Source organism: Kitasatospora sp. NPDC059817, assembly GCF_042731835.1.
GTDB lineage: Bacteria > Actinomycetota > Actinomycetes > Streptomycetales > Streptomycetaceae > Kitasatospora.
Genome location: NZ_JBHWIR010000013.1, coordinates 59,138 through 74,165, shown reverse-complemented (window position 1 = coordinate 74,165; position 15,028 = coordinate 59,138). Strand labels below are relative to the sequence as shown.

At 70.7% G+C, this 15,028-nt stretch carries 21 protein-coding genes and 1 tRNA gene; 20 read left to right on the top strand and 2 right to left on the bottom strand.

Going from position 1 to position 15,028, the window contains the following annotated elements:
* Positions 1–494 precede the first annotated feature (494 nt).
* Positions 495–1,439, top strand: coding sequence for a nuclease-related domain-containing protein (locus ACFV61_RS05120; RefSeq protein ID WP_380490183.1), 945 nt, complete (start codon positions 495–497; stop codon positions 1,437–1,439).
* A gap of 10 nt (positions 1,440–1,449) precedes the next feature.
* Here the strand turns inward: ACFV61_RS05120 and ACFV61_RS05115 are convergent, their stop codons facing one another.
* Complete coding sequence (locus ACFV61_RS05115) at positions 1,450–1,920, bottom strand: NUDIX hydrolase (protein ID WP_380369930.1); 471 nt, start codon at positions 1,918–1,920, stop codon at positions 1,450–1,452.
* 18 nt (positions 1,921–1,938) lie between these two features.
* Between ACFV61_RS05115 and ACFV61_RS05110 the strand changes: the two genes are divergently transcribed.
* The 16 genes from ACFV61_RS05110 (at position 1,939) to ACFV61_RS05035 (ending at position 11,864) form a co-directional block, all read left to right on the top strand.
* Complete coding sequence (locus ACFV61_RS05110) at positions 1,939–2,718, top strand: GntR family transcriptional regulator (protein WP_380369900.1); 780 nt, start codon at positions 1,939–1,941, stop codon at positions 2,716–2,718.
* Positions 2,719–2,900: 182 nt separating this feature from the next.
* The gene (locus ACFV61_RS05105; protein ID WP_380490181.1) at positions 2,901–3,257 is read left to right on the top strand and encodes a hypothetical protein; all 357 of its coding nucleotides are present in this window, start codon (positions 2,901–2,903) and stop codon (positions 3,255–3,257) included.
* Between the two features lie 5 nt (positions 3,258–3,262).
* The gene (locus tag ACFV61_RS05100) at positions 3,263–4,660 is read left to right on the top strand and encodes an FtsK/SpoIIIE domain-containing protein (RefSeq protein ID WP_380490179.1); all 1,398 of its coding nucleotides are present in this window, start codon (positions 3,263–3,265) and stop codon (positions 4,658–4,660) included.
* An 83-nt stretch (positions 4,661–4,743) separates the two neighbouring features.
* Positions 4,744–4,956 (top strand): hypothetical protein, encoded by a 213-nt coding sequence (locus tag ACFV61_RS05095; RefSeq protein WP_380490177.1) that lies wholly within the window; start codon positions 4,744–4,746, stop codon positions 4,954–4,956.
* A gap of 5 nt (positions 4,957–4,961) precedes the next feature.
* The gene (locus ACFV61_RS05090; RefSeq protein ID WP_380369890.1) at positions 4,962–5,135 is read left to right on the top strand and encodes a hypothetical protein; all 174 of its coding nucleotides are present in this window, start codon (positions 4,962–4,964) and stop codon (positions 5,133–5,135) included.
* Positions 5,136–5,207: 72 nt separating this feature from the next.
* Positions 5,208–5,420 (top strand): hypothetical protein, encoded by a 213-nt coding sequence (locus ACFV61_RS05085; protein ID WP_380369887.1) that lies wholly within the window; start codon positions 5,208–5,210, stop codon positions 5,418–5,420.
* An 11-nt stretch (positions 5,421–5,431) separates the two neighbouring features.
* Complete coding sequence (locus ACFV61_RS05080; RefSeq protein WP_380490175.1) at positions 5,432–6,172, top strand: DUF2637 domain-containing protein; 741 nt, start codon at positions 5,432–5,434, stop codon at positions 6,170–6,172.
* A 12-nt stretch (positions 6,173–6,184) separates the two neighbouring features.
* Entirely contained in the window at positions 6,185–6,382 is a 198-nt protein-coding gene (locus ACFV61_RS05075; RefSeq protein WP_380490173.1) for a hypothetical protein, read from the top strand.
* Positions 6,383–6,405: 23 nt separating this feature from the next.
* On the top strand, positions 6,406–6,936 hold the full coding sequence (locus tag ACFV61_RS05070; RefSeq protein WP_380490171.1) for a hypothetical protein: 531 nt from the start codon (positions 6,406–6,408) through the stop codon (positions 6,934–6,936).
* A gap of 85 nt (positions 6,937–7,021) precedes the next feature.
* Complete coding sequence (locus tag ACFV61_RS05065) at positions 7,022–7,570, top strand: GGDEF domain-containing protein (protein ID WP_380490169.1); 549 nt, start codon at positions 7,022–7,024, stop codon at positions 7,568–7,570.
* 101 nt (positions 7,571–7,671) lie between these two features.
* Positions 7,672–7,857, top strand: coding sequence for a hypothetical protein (locus tag ACFV61_RS05060; protein WP_380335612.1), 186 nt, complete (start codon positions 7,672–7,674; stop codon positions 7,855–7,857).
* A 3-nt stretch (positions 7,858–7,860) separates the two neighbouring features.
* Positions 7,861–8,028: a hypothetical protein gene (locus tag ACFV61_RS05055; RefSeq protein ID WP_380335615.1), complete on the top strand. Its 168-nt coding sequence runs from the start codon at positions 7,861–7,863 to the stop codon at positions 8,026–8,028.
* A 68-nt stretch (positions 8,029–8,096) separates the two neighbouring features.
* A complete protein-coding gene (locus ACFV61_RS05050) occupies positions 8,097–9,071 on the top strand; it encodes a DNA cytosine methyltransferase (RefSeq protein WP_380335617.1) in 975 nt (324 codons plus the stop codon).
* A complete protein-coding gene (gene repSA / locus ACFV61_RS05045; protein ID WP_380490167.1) occupies positions 9,068–10,492 on the top strand; it encodes a replication initiator protein RepSA in 1,425 nt (474 codons plus the stop codon). Before ACFV61_RS05050 ends, repSA begins: the two co-directional genes overlap by 4 nt.
* Positions 10,477–10,695, top strand: coding sequence for an excisionase family DNA-binding protein (locus ACFV61_RS05040; RefSeq protein WP_380490165.1), 219 nt, complete (start codon positions 10,477–10,479; stop codon positions 10,693–10,695). The genes repSA and ACFV61_RS05040 overlap by 16 nt, the downstream gene beginning before the upstream one ends.
* Positions 10,695–11,864, top strand: a complete 1,170-nt coding sequence (locus tag ACFV61_RS05035) for a tyrosine-type recombinase/integrase (RefSeq protein ID WP_380490163.1) — start codon at positions 10,695–10,697, stop codon at positions 11,862–11,864. Before ACFV61_RS05040 ends, ACFV61_RS05035 begins: the two co-directional genes overlap by 1 nt.
* Before the next feature lie 86 nt (positions 11,865–11,950).
* Here ACFV61_RS05035 and ACFV61_RS05030 read toward each other — a convergent pair.
* Positions 11,951–12,024, bottom strand: a tRNA-Thr gene (locus ACFV61_RS05030).
* A 284-nt stretch (positions 12,025–12,308) separates the two neighbouring features.
* Here ACFV61_RS05030 and ACFV61_RS05025 point away from each other — a divergent pair.
* The 3 genes from ACFV61_RS05025 to ACFV61_RS05015 all read left to right on the top strand — a co-directional run bounded on the left by ACFV61_RS05025 (position 12,309) and on the right by ACFV61_RS05015 (position 14,927).
* A complete protein-coding gene (locus ACFV61_RS05025) occupies positions 12,309–13,400 on the top strand; it encodes an ABC transporter ATP-binding protein (protein WP_063348802.1) in 1,092 nt (363 codons plus the stop codon).
* A 195-nt stretch (positions 13,401–13,595) separates the two neighbouring features.
* Positions 13,596–14,039 carry a hypothetical protein gene (locus ACFV61_RS05020; protein ID WP_363375150.1) on the top strand — a complete coding sequence of 148 codons (444 nt, stop codon included), beginning with the start codon at positions 13,596–13,598 and terminating at the stop codon, positions 14,037–14,039.
* 96 nt (positions 14,040–14,135) lie between these two features.
* The gene (locus tag ACFV61_RS05015; RefSeq protein ID WP_063348800.1) at positions 14,136–14,927 is read left to right on the top strand and encodes a nucleotidyltransferase family protein; all 792 of its coding nucleotides are present in this window, start codon (positions 14,136–14,138) and stop codon (positions 14,925–14,927) included.
* Positions 14,928–15,028 lie beyond the last annotated feature (101 nt).

Sequence of the window (15,028 nt, the reverse complement as noted above, 5' to 3'; positions counted from 1 at the left end):
CGCCACCAGCAGCAACGACTGACACATCCGACGAGACTACGGATGGCCCACAACTGAACCGCCGAACCCGGCCTCACATTGAGCCGTCGCCGACACGGGCTCTCTCACACCGGCATCCCCGGCCGCACGCTCGACGTGCGCGGCCGGCCGCCGCCGAAGCGGGGCGCAAGACAGGAGCGACGGCGAGCGGCAAGGCCGCGCGCTGGCGCGCTGTGCGCGCCCTTGAACCAGTAGCGAAACTCGTAACAACCACCTTGTCACCACACCCCCTCACACCCACTCCCCTGCTACCTACCTCCCAACCCACACACCGCCCGCCTGGGTCTGCACGACGTTGGCGCCCACCCCTTGAAGCCTGTAGGTACCTCACCCGCTCCGACCGTGCTTCCTTGTCCGTGGTTGAACTGGCTCGGCTAGCTGGCTCTCCGCGTTCCTGCTGATCGGTACGTGGGCATGCTGGCCTTGGTCAGGGAGGCCATGCCAGAGGGGGACGAATGACGGAGCTGGTGGTCAAGCCTTGGAGGGTGCCGGGGAAGGAACGGCTCTACGTCAACACGGCTGGCGCCCGCGGGGATTCAGTGGCCTGGCTCGACTGCAAGACCGGGGTCGTCACGGTCGACGTCGCGGAGTTCGAGGCTCTCGCACTGGCCAAGGTCGAGGAGTGGTGCAAGTCCTTCGGCAGCCATGTGCCACCGCGGACCGTCCGGCACCAAGGAAAGAAGAATCTTCCGGCGAAGGCAGCTCCCGTGCCTGTGCCGCAGCCTCGGGCAGAGGTTCCGTTCCTTCCCCCAATGCGAGATGAAGACGACCTTGCACGGAACCTGCCCGGCGCGGGGTTGGAGAGCCTGGTGCGCGAGGGCGAGGAGAGGTACGGGCTACTCGTCCGGCTCGCTGCCAAGGTCTACCGCCAGCGCCTCGGTGATTCGAGCACGCTTCGCGGCCTGGAAGGTGAGCAGATCGTCGGGGCCCGGCTGGAGCTGCTGAAGGCCGCTGGCTGGAAGGTGCTGCACGGGGTTCCGCTGCCGTCCGGGTCTGACATCGACCACGTGGTGATCGGCCCGTCGGGCGTCTTCACGATCAACTCGAAGCACCACCCGGGTGCCACCGTGTGGGTCGGCGACAAGGTGGTGAAGGTCAACCGCAACGGCTTCCCGTACCTGGAGAACTCGGAGTTCGAGGCGAGCCGTACCGCCAAGTTGCTCACCGAGTGGTGCGGCTTCGAGGTCCCCGTTCACCCCGTCATCGCCGTCGTCGGAGCTCAGAAGATCACGCTCGGTGCGACACCGGGGGTGACGGTCATCGACGGTGAGCAGGTCGCCTCGGTTCTGCCCTCCCAGCCGGCGGTGCTGTCCCCGAACAGGGTGGATCGGGTTTTTACCATCGCCCGCCACCGGCACGTCTGGAGCCAGCTGGGCAAGCGCGGCCGGAAGACCGACTGACTCAGCTCGCCTACGGCATGTCGATGAGCGTCCGCCCGTCGTGCGTCCGGACGTGCGGGACCGTGTCGCCCCGGACGGCGTCGAGCAAGCGGACTGCGTAGACCTCGCCCATACGGTCGGTGATCTCCTCCGGAGTTAGCCAGGCGACGGCCGTCGACTCGTCGGACAGCTGCTCGCTGCCGCCCTCGGGGTGGCACCGGAAGACCAGGGCGACGATGCCACGGGTCACGTTCTTGTAGACCCCAGTGAGCCGCTCCACCGAGACCTTGATCCCGGTCTCCTCGTACACCTCGCGGCGCACGCCGTCCTCGACCGTCTCCGAGAGCTCCAGAACTCCGCCTGGCGGTTCCCAGGTGTCGTTATCGGCCCGCCGGATCGCGAGAATCCGGCCATCGTCGCGCACCACCGCCCCAGCCACGGACACGGAGTGGAGAGGCGTTGAAACTTGCCTTGCGGTGCTGGTACTCATGTACAGGAGAATAGGAGACCTTTCAGCACCATGGCGAGTGGCGAGGCCGCATCGACGGCGAAGGCGAAGTACCAGCAGATCGCGGACGACTTGGCGTCGCAGATCCGGTCCGGGGTCCTGGCTCCCGGCGCGGCGATCCCAAGTGAAGCCGAACTCATGGAGCGCTACGGGGTCGCCTCCGGCACGGTCCGCAAGGCGGTCGCGGAGCTTCGGACGACGCAGTTGATCGAAACGCACCACGGCCGCGGCTCCTTCGTCCGCTCTCGCCCGCCTGTGCAGCGCAAGTCCTCGGACCGCTTCCGCCGCGCCCACCGGCTCGCAGGCAAGGCGGCGTACCTGGCCGAGGCAGAGCAGTCCGGCGGCAAGCCTTCCGTGAACGTGCTCTTCGTCGGACCGGTCGATGCCCCGGAAGAGATCGCCGAGCGACTGAACGTGCCCGCCGGCTCGAAGGTACTGGCCCGTAAGCGGCGGTACTTCCGCGACGGGACACCGACTGAGGAAGCGACTTCCTACCTGCCGTGGGACGTGGTCAAGGACATCCCGGAGACCTTCGCCGAGAACCCCGGCGGCGGCGGCATCTACGCACGCCTGGAGGAGCACGGCCACACGTTGGCCGAGTTCACCGAGACCGTCCGGGCCCGGCTGGCCACGAAGGCCGAGACGGCCGCGCTGGCGCTGAGTCCTGGTTCCCCAGTGATCCACCTCGTCCGGGACGCCGTCACGAATGACGGCCGCGTGGTAGAGGTCTGCGACACCGTAATGGCCGCTGACCAGTTCGTTCTGGACTACCGCTTCGCCGCACGCGACTGACGCCAACTCAACTCCTGTAGCCCGTCGCAAGATTCTTTCTCGCGGCGGGTTGACTCATGTACAGGAGTCGGGCACTCTTCTATCCATCAGCTCATGTACATGAGTGCATGAGAACATCTCCGTTAGAGGAGCTGCACCGGGCTGCCCCGCTTGGCCCGGATGCCCGATGAAGGAGCCAGAGCATGCGCTTCATCCCCGTCGACACGACCGCCGCCCTGGTGATGGTCGCCCAGGCCCCCCGCCCGAAGCTCAAGGACCGCCGGACCGGTGAGATGGCCATGGACGTCGAGACCGGCGCGCCGCTGGTCACCCTGGATGTCACGTTCGTGGCCAACGGCGAGGCGGACATCCTGTCCCTCACCGTGCCGCAGCCGGGCATCCCGGACGGGCTGGCTCCCGGCGTGCTGGTCACCCTCACCCGGCTGATCGCCCGGCCGTGGGAGAACGAGTTCAACGGTCAGAAGCGCTCCGGCATCGCCTTCCGGGCCGACGCTGTGACCATCGCAGCCGCCCCGGTCCTCGCCAGCGCGAACGCCTGACCACCGTGGACACCCTGACGACGACGCTCCTGGAGCTGAGCGTCCCCGCTGCCGCCGTTGGCTCCGGCGCCCTCTACGCCAGGGCCAAAATGCCCCGGATCTACTGGGCGACCATCGGCCTGCCGCTGGCCGTCCACCGCATCCGGCACGACTTCGAGAACGTCATGGAGGCCTGTGGGCTGACCGTGGAGCCCACGTTCTGGCGCGCTATGTCCTCATCCGGCACCGACCGGCCGGCCAGTCCCTCGATGCCGACGATCCGTGGCGTGCAGGCGAGTTCGACTGGCCTGCGGGTCCGGTTCCGGCTCGCCCGTGGTCAGCAGACGTCGGACATGGTCGACGCGGCTGAGCGGCTGCGGCACGCCTGGGAGGTCCACGCGGTTCACGTCTCGGAGGTCAAGCCCGGCGTGGTGGACCTGCGGATCGTCGGCTTCGACGTGTTGCGGAACGTGCGCATGCCGCGCCGGGCCATCGCCAAGTCCCCTGAGCTGCTTCGGGTTCCGGTCGCGCTGCGGGCCGATGGCACCGTTCACTACCGGGACTACCGGCAGGCTCCGAACGGGCTCAACCTCGGCGCCAACCAGTCCGGGAAGTCGATGTTCACCCGCAATCTGGTCCACGGCCTCGCCCCTCAGCCGGTCGCCCTGGTCGGGATCGACTGCAAGCGCGGCGTTGAACAGCGCCCCTTCGCCCCGCGGCTGTCCGCTCTGGCCACCAACCAGGGCGAAGCGCTCGGGTTGCTACTCGCGCTGCTGGTCGAGATGGACGACCGGTACGACCTCATCCGGGACCATCAGGGCGTCCCCGGATCCGTCGTCGCCGAGGAGCTGACCGCCGATATCTGGGGCCTGCCCGAGGATGTTCGACCGGTCCCGATCGTCGTCCTGGTCGACGAGATCGCCGAACTCTTCCTGGCGGCCGGCAAAGCCGATGAGGAACGGCGGAACCAGATCGTCACGGCGCTCATCCGGCTGGCCCAACTCGCCCGCGCCGCCGGCATCTACCTGGAGATCGCCGGCCAGCGCTTCGGCTCGGAGCTGGGTAAGGGCGCGACTCTGCTCCGTTCCCAGCTCACCGGCCGCACTGTCCACCGGGTCAACGACTTGGAGACGGCGAAGATGGGTCTCGGCGACATCTCCGACGACGCAGTCACGGCCTCCACCAGGATCAGCCCGGACATGCCCGGGATGGCGGTCGCTGGCGACACCTCCGGCCAGTGGTCCGAGATCCGCACGCCGTACCGCTCGCTCACCGAAGTCGCCGATCGCTGCGGCGAGTTCGCATACCTGACGCGCGACCTGGACCGTCTGGCGGCCTTCCGCCCGCAGGTCGCCAGCCCGGCGAGCATTCCGCCGATTCCCTCGACGCCGCCGGACCTGGTTCCGGTCTCGCTCGGCAAGTAGCGACACCTCCCCCCCCCATCGGCCGGCGCGGCCGTATCGCGCCAAGTCCTTACCCCGCCACGTCTGATGCGAGGAGATCACCAATGTCCCGTAAGCCGTCCATCGCCGAGATCGGCGCCTTCCTCGGCCACCTCAAGGCCACCCGCGACAACAACGACGACGCCGTCCCGCTGCTCGCCGAGAAGGCCGATCTCCTGGAGCGCATCGCCAGGGCCAACCCGCACGACCGCGACGCCGCCCAGCTCGCCCGCGAGGCCCGCGCCGCCGCCGACCGCGCCCAGCGCAACAGCCGGTGACCCCGGTGGCCGCCCGCAAGCGCACCGCGCCGCCGAAGCCCTCGCCCTGTGAGCCCTGCAAGGGCACCGGCCAGACCACCGAGACCGTCTACGCCGGCCGGGGTTCGCGCCGCCGCCCGGTCGCCCAGCAGGAGGCGACCTGCCTCGACTGCCTCGGCACTGGCACCGCCCCCGCGTAACCCAGCCGCGACGGGACGGGCGGTCGACCACCAGATCGCCGCCCGGTCCGCACTCCACATGGGAGACAAGCCATGAAGCAGGACACCTACCACTGCGTCCTCACGCTGCAGCAGACCGTGCCCGGCGCGACCGCCATCGGCACCTTCGCGAACATCATCACGCCCTCGCCCGGGATGACCCGCGCCGACATCTTCGAGAAGGCGATCGCCACGCTGACCCGACACCAGCCGGAGCTCACCGGCGGCGCGGTCCTCTTCTTCTCCCTCGACAAGAACCAGGTCTGACGGAGTACGTCATGCGTCGACTCCCCAAGCTGGACGCCGTACTGGCGCAAGCGGTGATCGCCGCCGCCCTCTCCTTCGCCCACCTCCACGACCTCGCCGCAGCCGCCGGCCAAGCCGGTTGGAAGTCCTGGGCCTACCCGGTGTCCGTCGACCTCTTGTTGGTCGCCGCCTGGCGCCGGATGCGCTCCGGGACCGCCCGCCGGCTCGCCTGGTGCTGGTTCGTCATCGCGCTGGCCGCCTCGCTCGGCGCCAATGTCGGCACCGCCGGACTGCTCGATCTCGGCAACGCCCCTGCCTGGCTTCGCGTTCTCGTCGCCGGCTGGCCCGCCGCCGCGTTCCTCGGCGGCACCCTGCTCGCCCACTCGACCACCGCGCCCACCGAGGAACCCCCGGTAGCAGAGCCGGAGCCGGACGACGCCGAAACCGGCGACTCCCCGCCGCTCTACGTCACCGCCGCAGAGCCGATCACCGAACCGGACGTCGAGCCGACGCCCGTCCCGCCTCCTGCGGTTGTCCCGGCGATCGAACCGGCTCCCATTCCGGCGCCGCCCCAGCCTCCCGTACCGGTGCCGACCCCGGTTCCCGCACCGGCCCCCGCGCTCACGGTCCCGGCCTTTCTCCTCGACCACGCCCGCAAGGTCGCCGACGACCACCACACCCGCACGGGAACCCCGATCGACGCCGCCACGCTTCGCGCCCGCCTCGGGGTTCAGGACCCGCTCGCCTCGGCGCTCGTCGCCGAACTCGCCTGAAGGGCTCACCTGGTGAACATCCAGCTTCCGTTCATCGTCATCCTCGCGATCGCCGCCTGGTTCATCGTCCGGCACCTCCGACTGCGCTGGTGGGCCGTCGCCGCACTCGTCCTCCTCGGCTTCTACCTCGCCGACACCTCCGCCGCCCCACTGATCGACAACACGACCCGCGACGGCGTGAGCGTCATCAGCAAGACCTCCAACAAGTAGCAAGCCAGAAAGGAGAGTTGGCCATGACGATCACTGTCCGCCTGCCGCCCCTGGTCACCGTGGACGGCTCCGGCCTCGTCGCCGAGATCGAGGCGTACCTGGCCTCGCTTCCCGCCCCGGCCCGCATCACGGTCCCGTACATCTCGCCGCTCGGCTCCACCCTCCAGCCCTGGACCGCCAGCTACCCGGTCCCGCGGCTCACGCTCCTCGACCGGATCACCCACCGTCCGGCCCGCCCGGTGTCGGTGAGCGCCGCCGGCCACCTCCGGCTCACCTCCCGCTACATCGGCGCCTTCGGCTGGCTCCAGGGCGCCATGTGGGACTCCGCCGGCCGCGTCTGCCTCCTCGGCGCCCAGGCTGCCGTCCTCGCCCACGGCTACGGCACCCCGGCCACCGTCACCACCGCCCGCGTCCAGCTCATGGAGATTCTGCACGCCACCGGGCGTCCCGCCAGCTCCCCGGACGAGTACAACGACCGCCCCGCCACCCGGCAGGCCGACATCCACCACCTGCTCGACCAGGCCGCCAGCCGCGCCCAGCGCCTCGGCCTCTGACCTCCCCGGGACGGCCAACACGCCGCCAGCATCCCGCCGCCCCGGAGATCGCAACCCCAACCACACCCATCACGAAGGACCGCACATGGATCTGCCCACGATCTTTGCCGCCGGTGCACCGCTGATCGGATGGACCACCCACGGCGCCTGGCTGAACCGCCGCCTCGCGACCGCCCGCCGCGACCCGCTCACCGGGCTCCACACCCGCGACGGCTTCACCACCCGCGCCCACCGGCTGACCCAGCGCCACCCGGACCGCGCCTCGGTGCTGCTGATCGACCTGGACGACTTCAAGGCCACGAACGACACCTACGGCCACGCCGCCGGCGACGTCGTGCTCACCGCAACCGCCGCTCGCCTGTCCGCCTGGTGCGGCCGTCCCGGCATCGCCGCCCGCCTCGGCGGGGACGAGTTCGCCGCCGTCGTCCTGGACGCCCCCGAGCGCCTGCCCGACCTGCGCGCGGCTCTCAATCAGCCGGTTCCGTATGCCGGTCTCACGCTCCCGGCGTCCGCCTCGGTGGGCATCTGCCCCGTCGCTGAGCTGCCGGTCGTCTCGCTCACGGACGCACTCGCCTGCACCGACCGGGACATGTACGCGCACAAGCGCGACGGCCGTACCTCCCGCCGCCGCTGATTCGAAGACCGGCCCCGGGGCGGCAACACGCCGCCAAGCATCCCGCCGCCCCGAGGCCGCAACCCCTTCCTGAACCGAAGCCCACGAAGGAGAGCTCCATCATGCCGCAGCACAGCCACGCCCCGAGCCGGATTTGCCCGAACTGCTCCGGCTTCGCCTCCGTCGTCATCGCCACCGGTGTCCGCCGCCGCGACGGCTCCCGCGCCACCGTCCCGGTCACCTGCCCGACCTGCAACGGCGCAGGCACCATCGCCCGCCCGCTGGCCACCACCGCCAAGGCGGCCTGACCGATGGCCCTCCTCGACTGGCGCGACTCCCGCCACTGGGCCCCGCAGCCCGCCCCCTGCGGCGTCTGCGACAAGCCCACCAACCTGCGCTCCGACCGCGGCAAGCCCGTCCACAAGGTCTGCGCCGAAGAGTGGACCGACCGCCACCAGAAGCCCGCCGACCAGTCCTGACCAGCCCGGCCCCGGGACTTGGTGCCACTGGTCCGTCCCGGGGCCTCCCCACGAAGGGAGGCATCACCTTGAAGCGCCACATCATCGACCTGTTCGCCGGCCCCGGAGGCTGGTCCGAGGGCCTGCGCCGCCTCGGCCACACCGACACCGGCCTGGAGATCGACGCCGCCGCCTGCGCCACCCGCGCCGCCGCCGGTCACCGCACCATCCGCACCGATGTCGCCGCCTACCCGACCGCGCCGCTCGTCGGAAGGGTCTCCGGCCTGATCGGCTCCTCGCCCTGCCAGACCTTCAGCACGGCCGGACTCGGCGCCGGAGCCGACGACATCGAGCTCTGCCACCAGGGCCTCGACGACCTCGCCGCCGGCCGCGACACCCGCGCCGCCCTTCGGACCGCCACCGACGCACGCTCGCTCCTGGCCGTCGAACCCCTGCGGTACGCCCTCGACCTCCGCCCCGACTGGATCGCCCTGGAAGAGGTCCCCTCGGTGGAACCCCTCTTCGCCCACATCGCCCGCGTCCTGCGCGGCATCGGCTACTCGACGTGGGTCGGAGTCCTCAACGCCGCCGACTACGGCATCCCCCAGACCCGCCGCCGGGCCTTCCTCCTGGCCTCCACGACGCACCAAGTCGCCCCACCCGAAGCCACCCACGCCAAGGTGCCCGAGCCCGAAAGCCTCTTCGGCCCCGGCCGCGCCGCCTGGAACACCATGGCCGACGTCCTCAACCTGGCCACTGGCGATGTCGTCACCCGCGGTGAACACACCGGCGGCGGCAACCGCTTCACCACCGCCGGGCCCGCCTGGACCCTGACGGGTCGAGCCCGATCGTGGAAGCTCTCTGCCACCGATTCCAGCCCCCAGCGCGAACTGACCACCGCCGAAGCGGGGCTTCTCCAGGACTTCCCCGCCAGCCACCCGTGGACCGGCTCACGGACCAAGCAGTTCGAGCAGATCGGCAACGCCGTCCCGCCGGGCCTCGCGGTCGAAGTCCTCCTCTCGGTTCTCGAACCCGCCTCGCGTTCCTTGGCGGTGGCCGCATGATGCCGTCCCTCCACCCCGAGCGCGAACACCTGGCACTCGCCGACCTCGCCCGGCTCGCCATGCGGGGCGACCTCCCCCGTCTCCACGACCAGATCCGCCGTACCGGCGGCTGCTCCAACCCGATCCACCTCAAGGGCTTCCGCACCCTCACCCACGCCCCCACCGGCGCCGTCTGGCACCGGTACTCGACGGAGCACGAGCCCGGCCAGCGTCTCAAGGTTGCCTGCGGCAACCGCCGCTCCTCCCGCTGCCCGTCCTGCGCCCGGACGTACTCGGCGGACACCTTCCACCTGATCCGTGCCGGGCTCGCCGGAGACACCACCAAGAACGTCCCGACCACCGTCCGCTCCCACCCCCGGGTCTTCGCCACCCTCACCGCCCCCAGCTTCGGCCCGGTCCACAACCGGCCCGACAAGGGCACCTGCCGCTGCGGCCACGCCCACCCCGCCGGTTCGCCTCTGCTTGGCACGCCACTGGCCCCGGAGCGCTACGAGTACGGGCACGCGGTGCTGTGGAACAACCACGCCCCGGACCTGTGGCGTCGCTTCACGATCTACCTGTTCCGGGTCATGGCGAAGATGACCGGGCTCTACCAGCGGGACTTCAAGGAGCAGGCGAAGATCTCGTTCGGCAAGGTCGCCGAGTACCAGCGCCGCGGCGCCGTCCACTTCCACGCCGTCATCCGCATCGACGGCCCCGACGGCCCCGACACGCCCCCGCCCGCATGGGCCACCGTCGCCCTGCTGGACGCCGCGATCCGGGCCGCCGCCCGCCGAGCCGGTGTCCCTGTCGCTGCCGGGGGTGACCAGCCCGCCCGGGTCCTTCAGTGGGGCACACAGGTCGATGTCCGCCCGATCGGGGCCTTCGCCGGCGGGGAGATCACGGAACGGGCCGTCGCCTCCTACGTCGCCAAGTACGCCACCAAGTCCGCCGAGACGACCGAAACCGTGGACCGGCGCATCCTGGAGCGCCACGAACTCGACCGCCACGACCTGCCCGCCCACACCCGCCGCCTGATCGAAACCTGCTGGGACCTCGACAAGGACTATCCGGGCCGCCTGCTGGCGCACTGGTCCCACATGCTCGGCTTCCGCGGCCACTTCTCCAGCAAGTCCCCCACCTACTCGACCACCCTCGGCGCCCTCCGCCAGGTCCGCGCCGACTACCGCGCCGACCAAGCCCGCACCGAACTCCGGGAACGCCTCCTCGCCGCCGGACTCCCGGACCTGGACGACCTTCCCGACGCCGAAACGCTGGTCCTCGCCCACTGGACCTTCGCCGGCGCCGGAAACTCCCCGGGTGAGTCGATGCTCGCCGCCACCATCGCCCGGGACCTGCACGAACGCCACACCAGCGACCGGCAGGAGATGCGCGCACAACTCGCGCGAGAAGAGGGGGACGCAGCATGGACCGCCTGCTGACCGTCAAGGAAGTCGCCGAACGCCTCGGCACCTGGGAGACCAGCGGGGAGCGCTTCCCCCGCCGCCTGGTCGCCGAACGCCGGATCGCCTTCGTCAAAGTCGGCCACCACGTCCGCATCCCGGAAACCGCCCTCGCGAACTACGTGTCCGCGAACACTGTCCAGCCGGCCACCCGGTCCCGTCGACTGCGGGCGGTGGCGTGATGGCCAACTCCAGGGGCAACCGCCGCCGCTTCGGCTCTGTCCGCAAGCTCCCTTCCGGCCGCTTCCAGATCCGCTACCCCGACCCGGTCACCGGCCTGATGCGTCCCGGCGAGGAGACCTACCCCACCAAGACCGATGCCGAAGTCGCGCTCACACTCATCGAGGCCGACATCAAGCGCGACCAGTGGACGGACCCGGACGCCGGGAAGGTCAAGTTCGGCGACTTCGCCGACGAGTGGCTCAAGGAACGCAAGCTGGAGGAGACCACCAGGGAGCGATACGAGGGCGTCCTTCGGCTGCACATCAAGCCCATGCTCGGCGGGAAGTTCGTCTCCGAGATCACGGCGGCCCGCGTCCGCACGTGGCGAACTCGGCTCCTAGAAAAGGGAGTTGGCGAGCCGACCGTGGTCAAGGCGTACCAACTCCTCCGCAGCATCATGACCACCGCCGTGGACGATGAGCTGATCAAGCGCAACCCGTGCCGGATCAAAGGCGCCGACGTCTACGACGTCCCGGAACGGCCCGTCCTGACCGTCCCCGAGGTGTACGCCGTGGCGGCGGCCATCCAGCCGCAGTGGCGGGCGCTCGTGCTGCTGACCGCGTTCACCACGCTCCGCCTCGGCGAGCTGGCTGCACTCCGCCGCCGGGCCATCGACCTGGACGCCCGCATCCTCTGGGTCCGCCGGAATCAGGCCGAACTGAGCAGCGGCAAGCTGATCACCAAGGCGCCCAAGAGCCGCGCCGGCTTCCGCCCGGTTTCGTTCCCGGACCTGATCGTCCCCGACCTCGAACGCCACCTGGAGCGTCACGCGGCCAAGGGGCAGGACGGCCTGTTCTTCGTCGGCCCCCGGGGTGGCAGGCTCCGCCGGAGCAACTTCCGGGACGACTGGACGGCCGCCAAGGCCAAGGCCGGCGTCTCCCCGGACGTCCACTTCCACGACGTCCGGCACACCGGTAACAACATCGCCGCGCAGAACGGGGCCAGCACCCGGGAGCTCATGACCAGGATGGGTCACAGCACCACCCGGGCCGCGCTGATCTACCAGCACATGACCAGCGACCGGGACCGTGCCATCGCCGACAAGATGGGCGACGCCGCCCGGAAGGCCCTCGGGGACGACGACGACCCGCCGGACTGTTCTGGCACGCCCGTGGCACAGCCCGAGTAGCGCCGCAGCAACGACGAAGGGCCAGCTCCTCCGGATCACTCCGGTGAGCTGGCCCTTCGGGCGCCGGTCGCATCGCTTCCTACGCGAGCCCCCTGTCGGGTTCGAACCGACGACCCCCGCTTTACAAGAGCGGTGCTCTGGCCAGCTGAGCTAAGGAGGCACGGTGACCGTCCGCGAGGGATCACGGCGGCACCGGGGGCAGTCTACCGGGCCCGGTAGGTGGGGTGGGGGGATATCCGGGGGTTGGCGGGGTGGGGTGGGCGTGATGGAACCGATGCCGAAATCGGGCGGGCTGGGGGCTGACAAGCGGCGGAGGCGCAGGTAGCGTCGCCCGGAGTCGGTTCGTGAGGTGGTTCAGACCACTGGGCGGGCTGACGGAGACGAACGAACGCCCCTTTACTCGGATCGTCCGGCACGTTCCTGCCGGTGAAGGAGAGAACAATCATGGCTTCTGTCACGTACGAGCAGGCGACCCGCGTCTACCCCGGGGCGGACAAGCCCTCGGTGGACGCGCTGGACCTGGAGATCGCGGATGGCGAGTTCCTCGTGCTGGTCGGCCCCTCGGGCTGCGGCAAGTCGACCAGCCTGCGCATGCTGGCCGGTCTGGAGGACGTCAACAGCGGCTCCATCCGGATCGGTGACCGGGACGTCACGCACCTGCCGCCGAAGGACCGGGACATCGCCATGGTGTTCCAGAACTACGCGCTGTACCCGCACATGACCGTCGCCGAGAACATGGGCTTCGCGCTCAAGATCGCCGGCGTGAACAAGACGGAGATCCGCACCAAGGTCGAGGAGGCCGCGAAGATCCTCGACCTGACGGAGTACCTGGACCGCAAGCCGAAGGCGCTGTCGGGTGGTCAGCGGCAGCGTGTCGCGATGGGCCGCGCGATCGTGCGCCAGCCGCAGGTCTTCCTGATGGACGAGCCGCTGTCGAACCTGGACGCGAAGCTGCGTGTCTCGACCCGTACCCAGATCGCCGGCCTCCAGCGCCGCCTGGGCATCACGACGGTGTACGTCACCCACGACCAGACCGAGGCGCTCACCATGGGCGACCGGGTCGCGGTGCTCAAGGGCGGCGTGCTCCAGCAGGTCGACACCCCGCGCAACATGTACGACCGGCCCTCCAACCTGTTCGTGGCCGGCTTCATCGGCTCGCCCGCGATGAACCTGGTCGAGGTGCCGCTGGTGGACGGCGGCGTGAAGTTCGGCGGCTCGGTGGTCAACGTCTCGCGCGACGACCTGGCCGGCGCCGGCACCGACAAGTCGGTGACCGTCGGCATCCGCCCGGAGCACTTCGAGATCGTCCCGGCGGGCGGCATCGAGGGTGTCGCGGTGACGGTGAACGTCGTCGAGGAGCTCGGCTCCGACGGCTTCGTGTACGGCACCACCAAGATCGGCGGCGAGGACAAGGAGCTGGTCGTCCGCGTGCACGGCCGGCAGATCCCGGCCCGCGGCGAGACGATCCACGTCGTGCCGATCGCCAACGAGACCCACGTGTTCTCGACCAGCTCGGGTGCCCGCCTGAGCAGCTGAGCACGGCGCGCCCTGCCGGTCGGTCGACCGGCGGGGAAAGCCGGCACGACGGAGCCCGTCGGACCATTCCTGGTCCGGCGGGCTCCGTCCGTACACCCCCACGTCAACACGGTGTGGGGACGAACCCGGACACGGTGTCACTCGATGGTGTCACGGAGGGCGATCCGACCCGTACCCACCGCTACTCTCCTGAGGGTGAAGCAGCTTGTACGCCGTATCGGCCAGACCGTCGCCCTGACCCTGCCGGTCCTCCTGGTGACCACCGGCACTCTCGCCGTGACCCGGGTGCCATGGGCCCCGCCGACCAACCTCGACCAGCAGGTCGTGGCGGCGTCCAGTGGTGACGGCGCCGGGATCGGGCGTTCCGCCACCGCGGGCACGTCCCCGGACGGGCTCGCCCCGCAGGAGTCGCTGCGGGTGGTGCTGCTGGACGAGCTGCGGGCGAAGAACCCGTCCGCCGCGCTGGACCTGCTGGAGCGCTCGATGCGCGAGCAGCCGTCGCTGACGCCGTACTGCACCTCGCTCGCCGGCGAGCTGGGCAAGGCGGCGGTGCGCAAGTACCAGGGCGACGTCCAGCGGGCCCGGTCCTTCGCCCGCCCGGTCTGCGACGGGTCGTTCGCGGCGGGCATCGCCGGCTGACCCGGCAGCTGACCCGTAGGCCGGCCCGACGGCCGCGGGCCGACGACGCCCGCGGGCTCGGGCTCCCGGCCCCGGTGGGCGTCCTATTGTTCAGGCATGACCGCTGACTCCGGCCCCGCCGCCGATCCCGCGTCCCCGCCGACCCACCCGTCCCGGCCGACCACGACGCCCGTCACCCAGGCCGTGATCCTGGCCGGCGGCCAGGGCTCGCGGCTGCGGCCCTACACGGACGACCGCCCGAAGCCGCTGGTCGAGATCCCCGGGACGGGCACGCCGATCCTCGGCCACCAGCTGGCCTGGCTGGCCTCCGAGGGCGTCACCGACGCGGTGGTCTCCTGCGGGCACCTGGCCGCCGTACTGGAGGAGTGGCTCGACAAGGCGGACCTGCCGCTGCGCGTGCGCACGGTGGTCGAGGAGGAGCCGCTCGGGCGCGGCGGCGGCCTCAAGTACGCGGCCAAGGCGCTGCCCCGCCCGGACGAGCCCTGGTACGCCACCAACGGCGACATCTGGACCCGGTTCAGCCTGCGCGACATGGCCGCCTTCCACCACGAGCGGGACGCCGTCGCGACGCTCGCGCTGGCCCGGCCGCGCATCCCGTGGGGGGCGGTGGAGACCGACCAGTTCGGCAACGTGCTGGACTTCATCGAGGCGCCGCCCTCGCCGTTCCTGATCAACGCCGGGCTGTACGTGTTCAGCCCGGAGTTCGCCGAGCTGCTGCCGGACGTGGGCGACCACGAGCGCACCACGTTCCCGCAGCTGGCGCGCAGCAAGCGACTGGCGGGCTACCAGCTGCCGCAGGGCGTGTACTGGCGCGCCATCGACACCGCGAAGGACCTCACCGAGGCGGCCAAGGAGCTCGCCTCCGGGGCCGGCCGCTCACCGCGGTAACCGCCGCACCCCCGGCGCCCCGGCGCCCCCGCCTCCCCCGAACGCCGCGGGCAGGCCCCCCCCCACCAATGCCGCACCCGCGTCGCGGTCCCCCGCGCGGG

What these genes read in the sequence shown, in the direction of transcription:
- ACFV61_RS05120 (WP_380490183.1), top strand. Translation starts at nt 495, where the DNA reads ATGACGGAGCTGGTGGTCAAGCCTTGGAGGGTGCCGGGGAAGGAACGG.
- ACFV61_RS05110 (WP_380369900.1), top strand. Translation starts at nt 1,939, where the DNA reads ATGGCGAGTGGCGAGGCCGCATCGACGGCGAAGGCGAAGTACCAGCAG.
- ACFV61_RS05105 (WP_380490181.1), top strand. Translation starts at nt 2,901, where the DNA reads ATGCGCTTCATCCCCGTCGACACGACCGCCGCCCTGGTGATGGTCGCC.
- ACFV61_RS05095 (WP_380490177.1), top strand. Translation starts at nt 4,744, where the DNA reads ATGTCCCGTAAGCCGTCCATCGCCGAGATCGGCGCCTTCCTCGGCCAC.
- ACFV61_RS05085 (WP_380369887.1), top strand. Translation starts at nt 5,208, where the DNA reads ATGAAGCAGGACACCTACCACTGCGTCCTCACGCTGCAGCAGACCGTG.
- ACFV61_RS05080 (WP_380490175.1), top strand. Translation starts at nt 5,432, where the DNA reads ATGCGTCGACTCCCCAAGCTGGACGCCGTACTGGCGCAAGCGGTGATC.
- ACFV61_RS05070 (WP_380490171.1), top strand. Translation starts at nt 6,406, where the DNA reads ATGACGATCACTGTCCGCCTGCCGCCCCTGGTCACCGTGGACGGCTCC.
- ACFV61_RS05065 (WP_380490169.1), top strand. Translation starts at nt 7,022, where the DNA reads ATGGATCTGCCCACGATCTTTGCCGCCGGTGCACCGCTGATCGGATGG.
- ACFV61_RS05060 (WP_380335612.1), top strand. Translation starts at nt 7,672, where the DNA reads ATGCCGCAGCACAGCCACGCCCCGAGCCGGATTTGCCCGAACTGCTCC.
- ACFV61_RS05055 (WP_380335615.1), top strand. Translation starts at nt 7,861, where the DNA reads ATGGCCCTCCTCGACTGGCGCGACTCCCGCCACTGGGCCCCGCAGCCC.
- repSA (WP_380490167.1), top strand. Translation starts at nt 9,068, where the DNA reads ATGATGCCGTCCCTCCACCCCGAGCGCGAACACCTGGCACTCGCCGAC.
- ACFV61_RS05040 (WP_380490165.1), top strand. Translation starts at nt 10,477, where the DNA reads ATGGACCGCCTGCTGACCGTCAAGGAAGTCGCCGAACGCCTCGGCACC.
- ACFV61_RS05035 (WP_380490163.1), top strand. Translation starts at nt 10,695, where the DNA reads ATGGCCAACTCCAGGGGCAACCGCCGCCGCTTCGGCTCTGTCCGCAAG.
- ACFV61_RS05025 (WP_063348802.1), top strand. Translation starts at nt 12,309, where the DNA reads ATGGCTTCTGTCACGTACGAGCAGGCGACCCGCGTCTACCCCGGGGCG.
- ACFV61_RS05015 (WP_063348800.1), top strand. Translation starts at nt 14,136, where the DNA reads ATGACCGCTGACTCCGGCCCCGCCGCCGATCCCGCGTCCCCGCCGACC.